The sequence below is a fragment of the Propioniciclava sp. LT432 genome (assembly GCF_059515965.1).
On record NZ_JCAKNE010000009.1, the window covers coordinates 126,912 to 134,198 of the forward strand.

Below are 7,287 nucleotides of genomic sequence, written 5' to 3' on the forward strand. Positions count from 1 at the left end.
GGCGTCCGGGGGAGGTTTCGCCCACGGCGTCCGGCGACGCTGGAGGCATGACACTCATCGACGTCACCGGACTCACCAAGTCGTACGGAACCCGGCAGGTCCTGCACGGGTTCGACCTCACCGTCGACGAGGGGGAGATCGTCGGCATCCTCGGCCCGAACGGGTCGGGCAAGACCACGGCCGTCGAGTGCATCGGCGGGCTGCGCGCCCGTGATGGCGGCCAGGTCACCATCGCCGGGATGGACCCCGCGACCGACCCCCCGGGGCTCCGCGAGATCCTCGGCATGCAGCTGCAGCAGTGCCGCCTGCCGAGCAAGATACGGGTCCGCGAGGCGCTGGAGCTGTACTCGGCGTTCTACGACGACCCTGCCCCGATCGACGAACTCCTCGACCGCTTCGGCCTCGCCGCACACGCGAAACACCGCTTCGACAAGCTGTCCGGCGGACAGCAGCAGCGCCTCTCCATCGCTCTCGCCCTCATCGGACGCCCGCGCATCGCCTTCCTCGACGAGCTCACCACCGGGCTCGACCCGGCCGCCCGCCGCGAGATCTGGGAGTACCTCAAGCTCCTGCGCGACGACGGCGTCACCATGTTGCTCGTCACCCACTTCATGGAGGAGGCCGCCTACCTGTGCGACCGCGTCGTCATCCTCGACGACGGACGCGTGAAGGCCTCCGGCACCCCGGACGAGATCACGGCCGCCACGGGCGTCCAGGAAACCTCCTTCACCGCCGATCCCGTGCTCGACGCGGACGCCCTGCGTGCGGTCCCCGGCGTGCTCAGCGTGGTGGTCGAGCGCGGGCGGGTGGTCGTCCGCGGGGACGACGACTCGCCGCAGGCCGTCCTCGCCCACCTCGCCGAGGTCGGCCTCACCCCGCGCCAACTGCGCGTCACGGCCCCGTCACTCGACGAGGCCTACCTCACCCTGACCGAAGGAGCTCTGCGATGACCACGTACACCCACGTCCTCCAAGCGCACGTCCGCAATGAGAGCCGGCTCCTCACACGTGAGCCGGCCGCCCTGGTGTTCGCGGTGGTGCTGCCGCTCGCGACGATCGTCGTCATGTCGGCGATCCCGGCGGCTCGTGAACCGCTGCCCGACTTCGGTGGGCTCTCCGTCGTCGGCTCCTACACGGCGACGATCGTGCTGTTCGCGACGTCGATCCTGGGGTTGACCGTCGTGCCGGCGATCCTGGGTGGCTACCGTCAGTCCGGTGTGCTGCGTCGCCTGCGCACGACGCCGGCCCCGCCGAGCACGCTGATCACGGCACTGTTCGTCGTGGTCGGCACGATCGGGTTGGCCGTGGCGGGGTTGCTCGTCGGCATCCCGGCGGTGGCGGGGGCGGGCTCGCCGTCGGACGTGGGCTGGTTCCTGGTGGCGGCGACACTGAGCCTGCTCGCGTTCCTGGCGATCGGCACGCTGCTCGCCTCGGTGGTGCCCTCGCCACAGGCGGCGGCCGGCATCGGTAACGCCGTCGCAGCGCTCATGTGGTTCACGGCGGGACTCTGGCTGCCCCGTCCGCTCTTCCCCGATTGGTTGGTGGCGATCACCGACGTCACGCCCGGCGGCGCGGCCACGCGGGCGATGCACGACGCAACGCTCGGCGTCCCGCCGTCGTGGCAGCCGTACGCGGTCCTCGTCGTGTGGACGGTCCTGGGCGTGGCGGCGGCGGTTCGCACGTTCCGGTGGGAGTGATGGGGGCGGGGTGATGGCGGTGGTGGCGGCGTGATCCGGCAGGATGGCCGACATGACATCCCCGCGTGACCGGCTGCGCCTGCCCGTGGTGCTCGGACTGCTCGGGGCGAGCCTCGCGGCGGCGGTGCTGATGGCTGTCCTGAGCGTGCCGGTCGTGAGCGTCGCCGACCTGCCGTGGCTCGTCATCCTGACACTCGTGATGGCCGCCGTTCGGATCGCCGGCCGACGGTTCGCCACCACCGACGCCCGATTGGTCGTGTTCTTCTGGGCCAACCTCCTGCTCGCGCTGGCGGCGGTGTGGCTCTCGCCGGCGTTCGGGCTGTACGTGTTCATCGGTTACTACGAGTCGGCGCTGTTCCGCTCCAGGCGCCAGCAGGTCGCAGGCATGGTGGGCGTCGCGCTCGTGATCGCGGTGGCCCAGGTGGGTGGGCCGCGCTCGCTGCTCTTCACCCCGCTGGTCTATGTCGCGTTCGTGGCGGTGAACCTGCTGGTCACGGGGTTGATGCTCGTCCTCGACCATCGCCGCGAGCAACTCTTCGTCGACCTCGCCGTTGCCAACGAGGAACTCCTCGCCGAACAGGCACGCTCCGCTGCCCTGCGCGACCAGCTCGTCGCCCAGGCCCGCGAGGCCGGCATCGCCGAGGAGCGGGCCCGTCTCTCCCGGGAGATCCACGACACCGTCGCCCAGGACCTCGTCGCGATCATCGCCCAGCTCGAAGCCGCCTCGGTCGCTCCCGATGAAGCCGAGCGCGAGCGCCGCCTCATCGCCGTGGACACCGCGGCCCGCGAGGCCCTCGGCGAGGCCAGGCGCGCGGTCCAGGCGCTGGCGTCCCCGCGGCTGGACGACGCCGACCTGCCGCTGGCCCTGGACGACCTGCTGGGGCAGTGGCGCACCGCGTCCGGGCTCGGGGGAGAGCTCCGCGTGGAGGGCCGGCCGTCGGCGTCCGGCAGGGACGGGGTGCTGCTGCGCATCGCCCAGGAGGCGCTCGCCAACGTGGCCAAGCATGCGCGGGCCCGCCGTGCGGATGTCACGCTCACCTACACGGACACCGAGGTGCGGCTCACCGTGACCGATGACGGGGTGGGATTCGATCCCGGCGCCGTCCGGCACGGCTACGGGCTGGCCGGCATGCGGGAGAGGCTGGCGTCCGTGGGTGGCACGCTCGACGTGTCGAGTTCGCCCCACGGCACCGAGATCAGCGCCCGCGTGCCGGCGGGGAAGGAGGCAGCATGATCCGCGTCGTCATCGCCGATGACCACCCGCTCGTGCGCGACGGGATCGTGGCGATCCTCACCCGGGAGGGCGACATCGACGTGCTGGCCGAGGCGGCATCCGGGCCCGAGGCGGTCGCGATGGCCGACCACCACGACCCCGATGTGGTCCTCATGGACCTCCGCATGCCCGCCGGCGACGGCGTGGACGCCATCCGGGAGCTGAGGGCCCGGTCGACCAGCCGGCCCCGCATCCTCGTCCTGACAACGTACGACACCGACCACGACATCCGCGCGGCGCTGGCGGCGGGCGCCGACGGGTACCTGCTCAAGGACACTCCGCGCGGCGAGCTGGTCCATGCCGTGCGCGAGTTGGCCGCTGGACGGCCGGTGCTCACCTCGTCCGCCCTCGCCACGCTGGCGGGCCGCGGGATTCCGGTGGTGGCGCTGACTCCCCGTGAGGCTGAGGTGGTGCGCGAGTTGGCGGCGGGCGGCACCAACAAGGAGGCCGCCGGGCGGCTCCACGTGAGCGAGACGACGTTCAAGACCCATCTCTCGAGGGTCTACGAGAAGCTCGGCGTGTCGGATCGGGCGGCGGCGGTGCGGGTGGCGTACGAGCGGGGGCTGATCTGAGGGCTCGGCCCGGGGTCTCGCCGGCTCGGTGATGGTTGGTGACCACTCGAGCGGCCCCCGAACACGGCAGAGTCGTTCTGACAAGGGGTGGTCGGAAACGGCCCTCTCTCGAGTGGTCGCCAACCATCACGGTTCTTCCGAGCGTGCCCGCCGACCATCACCGAGCTTGCCCGCCGACCATCACCGAGTGCCTGTCTCGCCGGAGCCCGGCCTACTCGGTCAGACCCAAGCGGCGGATCTGCTCCTCGACGGCGTGGGCGTAGATGTCCTCAGGGTCGACGACACCGACCAGGTGGCCACCGAACTCCAGGGTCAGCACTCCGATGAGCTCCGCCACTGCGAGGAGCGGGCCGACCGCCTGCGCTCCGCCGAGTTCCTCGGCCAGGGCGGCGAGCGCTGCGGTGGGTTCGGACCGCGTCCCCTCGGCGGCGGTCTCCAGGAACGGCATCACAACCCGTCCCGCCAACGGGACCGTGTCCTGCGGAGCGGCATACCCCGGGATCGGCGTGCCGTAGATCAGCTGGAACTCATGCGGGCGTTCCGTCGCCCAGGCTCGTAAGGCCCGGGTGATTGCACGCCACCGATCGGCGGGGCCGGCGTCCGACGCCGTCGCGGCGGCGTCGATGGCATCGCCGAGCGAGGTGTAGCTCTCCATGATCAACGCCGTCAGGAGAGCATCGCGGCTGGGGTGGTAGCGGTAGACCGCCGAACTGACGAGGCCTACGTCGCGCGCGATGGCACGCATCGACAGCGAAGCGCCCCCCACCGTCCGTATCTGTTCGCGCGCCGCCCCACGGATGGCCGCCTCCATGCGCTCGCGGTTCTCGTCCCTGACTCCCATGTCGCCAGTCTGCCATCTCACGCGCGATGTGAGAGCGCCGCTCTTGCATTTGGGTGAGAGCCTCGCGTAGTCTCAGCGATGTGAGAGCACCGCTCTCGGAAGGAGTCAAACATGAGAACGCAAACCTGGCTGCTGGCCGCCTCGGGGGCGAGCTTCGCGCTCTTCCCGATCGTGCGTCCGTGGTCCGACAAGACACTCACCGCGACCGGCATGGTTGAGGCGTTCGGGTCCCCGTGGTGGCTGATCGCACACGGGCTCGGGATGGTGGGCTTCGTGCTCATGGCGGCCGCGCTGGCGTCCGCCCCGACGTCCACCCTCGCGTCCGCCCCGACCGGACGACGTTGGCTCGCCTGGGTTGCCGGGGTGGCGACGGCGCTCGTCCTCCCGTTCTACGGGGCCGAGACGTTCGGTCTGCACGGGGTTGCGGGGACCGCGTCGGCGGACGCGGTCCCCGCCATCTCGGACGCTGTTCGCTTCGTCCCGGCCGCGATCACCACCATCGCCATTGGACTTCTCCTCTGGGCCGTCGTGGGTGTGGGGGTCGCGGTGGGTCAGTGGCGCAGCGGACGCCTCCGCTGGGCCGGCATGCCCCTCGGCGTGGGGTTGCTCACCTACCTGCCGCAGTTCACGATGGGCGCCGATTGGCGGATCGCTCATGGCGTCCTGATGCTCGCCGGAACTCTGCTGATGGCTTGGGCGGGGTCTCGTGGTGAGTCCGCTGGGACCATCACTCGCAATGGCGCCCCTCAGGCCAGGCAGGTCGCGGCCAGCCACTGAGGAGCTTGATGGGGTCGGTGGGCAGGCCACGCTGTGAGCTCGGTTCGGGCCGTGTGTGATGCCCGCGGGCGGGTGGTCCGCCGTCCGGACCCGGTCGGGTGGTCTGCCGTCCGGACCCAGGCGGGCGTGGTAGGTCCAAGTGGGCAGGCAACCCTGTGGTTCGGCGCGGTCCGATGGACGACCGCGCGGGTTCGGTTAGCAGCCCACTCGATGGTGCGTGCGGCCCTACTCGAGGAGGAGCGCCTCGGGTGGCGGGTCACCGGATGGCTCAACGGGGTCGCCGTTCATAATGCGGCGTGCGTCTTCGATGGCCGATACGGCCCGTTGGTTGCGCCGCGGTTCGGGCAGGCGGGACTGGCCGGGGCGAGCCGGCGGAATGAACTCGGGGTGCCCGTCGTCGCCCATGCGGACGCTCCACCGCTTGGGCGGATCTCCGCCCGGCCAGAAGCGGAGGGGTTCGACCACCCCGTGGTGGTGGGGGCAGAGAAGCACCAGGTTCTCAAGTGAGGTCGCTCCGCCTGCCCACCAGGGGGTGATGTGGTGCAATGCCGTTAAGTTAGCTGGGGCTGGCGAGTGTGGATTCGTGGTAGGTGTTCCTGCTTTATTCCGCGGTGTTGTGCACGTTTTGTGTTGTGGTAGGCGGCGAAGTGTCGCTTGACGACCCGCGGGTAGCTCCTGTGTCGTCGGGGAGGATTCGGGTGCGTTACGAGTTCGTCGACTATTTCATTCAGGATCGAGGGGGGAAAGTTCCGCGCCGCTGGAAATGTGGCGTCGGATGATTCTGAGAGCGCGAACGAACGATAATCGGTCGGGGTCGATCTCGGCGAGGTCGGAAGCGTTATGCACAAGTTTTCGGATCGCGTAGTGCGCCAGGAGGAGTCCCCAGATCTCTTGTTTGACAAGTTCGGGTGAGCGAGACCGTAGGACCCGGCCATGCGCGATCTGGTGGACCTCGATCTCATCAAAGACGTTCTCGATTTCCCAACGTTCGTGATAGAGGGCGGCGATTTCATCGGCGGGATAGCGGTCGTGGTCCAAGAGAGTGGTGATAATGCGGTACGTCGCCGAAGACCCCTCGATTGTGTATTCGACGACCCGGCAAGCGGTACCGTTATCGAGTAGCCACTGATGCTCGGCCCGCTTGTTATCGCGCCCATGGACGCGGGAGGATTGCCTCACTGCGCTTTGACGTGCGGGCGCCAAAAGGACGGACAGATACGATCCGTCGGGGTATTCGGTGATGGGGGGAAGGTTCAGGGTGCTCGCGACACGAAACGCGGCGTCCACCTTGCCCGCGATCAGCAATTCCCAGATCTTGTACGAGTAGAAGCCACGATCGGCAAGCAGGAGCGTTCCTTGCTCTAGCCGGCCGACCAGCCGCTCAGCCAGCGGCCGTTCGCTGGAGCCGAGGTCACCGATCACCGCGTGCGTAATGGCGTGAGTCCCACACTCGGCAACCGCTACCACCTGCACGCGCGGGAACACGCTGGCCCCACGTCCTCCCACGCTATAGCCGAACGTGGCGGCGTTGCCCGGCGACTCAGGAGCGTCCAGCACCACTCCATCAATAGCCATCACGCGTTGCCCGTGGAACCACGCCGACGGCGTCGCTGAGGAAGCCAAAGGCTGGGCAACACGCTCGAAAAGTAACTTCATGGGTTCTTCACCCAGGCGGGCCCGGGCCTGCGTGATTGCACTGGGCGTGGGAACATGCCAACTGGATAACCATCCACCGATGAATCTCAGACCGTTGACGAGCCTTCGCATGACTTCGTCATAGCTCTCCCCGAAGAACAGTCCCAACGCGATCACGTAGTAGACCACGACTCGGGCCGGAAGGAGACGCGAACGTTGCTCCCGCCGATTAGCCAGATCAATTGCCGTCTCGACCTCGTCCCGCGGAATACACTCCGCCAACACGCCCACAGGAAGATGATCCGTGAATTTCCGCGAAACGGATTCGTTCATAGCCCCACACTAGAAGAATCACCCCGGAGCGTCACGAACATAATCCCGCGAGTCGCACAAACCTCCGCAGACCACACCAACAAATCTCGAAAAATGCCGCAAGCATCCTCAAAGACCACTCACCCGCGAAGCAGTGCCAGCGGCTAACTTAACGGCATTG

At 68.6% G+C, this 7,287-nt stretch carries 8 protein-coding genes; 5 read left to right on the plus strand and 3 right to left on the minus strand.

Annotated features, from left to right (window positions below; all coding sequences use genetic code 11):
* Positions 1–47 precede the first annotated feature (47 nt).
* The 4 genes from AC5YDV_RS06765 to AC5YDV_RS06780 are packed head-to-tail and all read left to right on the plus strand — an operon-like array spanning position 48 to position 3,541.
* The gene (locus AC5YDV_RS06765) at positions 48–950 is read left to right on the plus strand and encodes an ABC transporter ATP-binding protein (RefSeq protein ID WP_496183777.1); all 903 of its coding nucleotides are present in this window, start codon (positions 48–50) and stop codon (positions 948–950) included.
* Positions 947–1,696: an ABC transporter permease gene (locus tag AC5YDV_RS06770; protein ID WP_496183778.1), complete on the plus strand. Its 750-nt coding sequence runs from the start codon at positions 947–949 to the stop codon at positions 1,694–1,696. Before AC5YDV_RS06765 ends, AC5YDV_RS06770 begins: the two co-directional genes overlap by 4 nt.
* 52 nt (positions 1,697–1,748) lie before the next feature.
* Positions 1,749–2,930, plus strand: a complete 1,182-nt coding sequence (locus tag AC5YDV_RS06775; RefSeq protein WP_496183779.1) for a sensor histidine kinase — start codon at positions 1,749–1,751, stop codon at positions 2,928–2,930.
* Positions 2,927–3,541 (plus strand): response regulator, encoded by a 615-nt coding sequence (locus AC5YDV_RS06780; protein ID WP_496183780.1) that lies wholly within the window; start codon positions 2,927–2,929, stop codon positions 3,539–3,541. The genes AC5YDV_RS06775 and AC5YDV_RS06780 overlap by 4 nt, the downstream gene beginning before the upstream one ends.
* Before the next feature lie 211 nt (positions 3,542–3,752).
* Here the strand turns inward: AC5YDV_RS06780 and AC5YDV_RS06785 are convergent, their stop codons facing one another.
* Positions 3,753–4,382 carry a TetR/AcrR family transcriptional regulator gene (locus tag AC5YDV_RS06785; RefSeq protein WP_496183781.1) on the minus strand — a complete coding sequence of 210 codons (630 nt, stop codon included), beginning with the start codon at positions 4,380–4,382 and terminating at the stop codon, positions 3,753–3,755.
* Positions 4,383–4,493: 111 nt separating this feature from the next.
* On the opposite strand from AC5YDV_RS06785, the gene AC5YDV_RS06790 reads away from it, so the two are divergent.
* Complete coding sequence (locus tag AC5YDV_RS06790; protein WP_496183782.1) at positions 4,494–5,159, plus strand: hypothetical protein; 666 nt, start codon at positions 4,494–4,496, stop codon at positions 5,157–5,159.
* A gap of 225 nt (positions 5,160–5,384) precedes the next feature.
* Here AC5YDV_RS06790 and AC5YDV_RS06795 read toward each other — a convergent pair whose 3' ends face one another.
* Positions 5,385–5,705 carry an HNH endonuclease gene (locus tag AC5YDV_RS06795; protein ID WP_496192444.1) on the minus strand — a complete coding sequence of 107 codons (321 nt, stop codon included), beginning with the start codon at positions 5,703–5,705 and terminating at the stop codon, positions 5,385–5,387.
* 177 nt (positions 5,706–5,882) lie between these two features.
* Positions 5,883–7,127 (minus strand): IS4 family transposase, encoded by a 1,245-nt coding sequence (locus tag AC5YDV_RS06800; RefSeq protein WP_496182899.1) that lies wholly within the window; start codon positions 7,125–7,127, stop codon positions 5,883–5,885.
* Between the last annotated feature and the right edge of the window lie 160 nt (positions 7,128–7,287).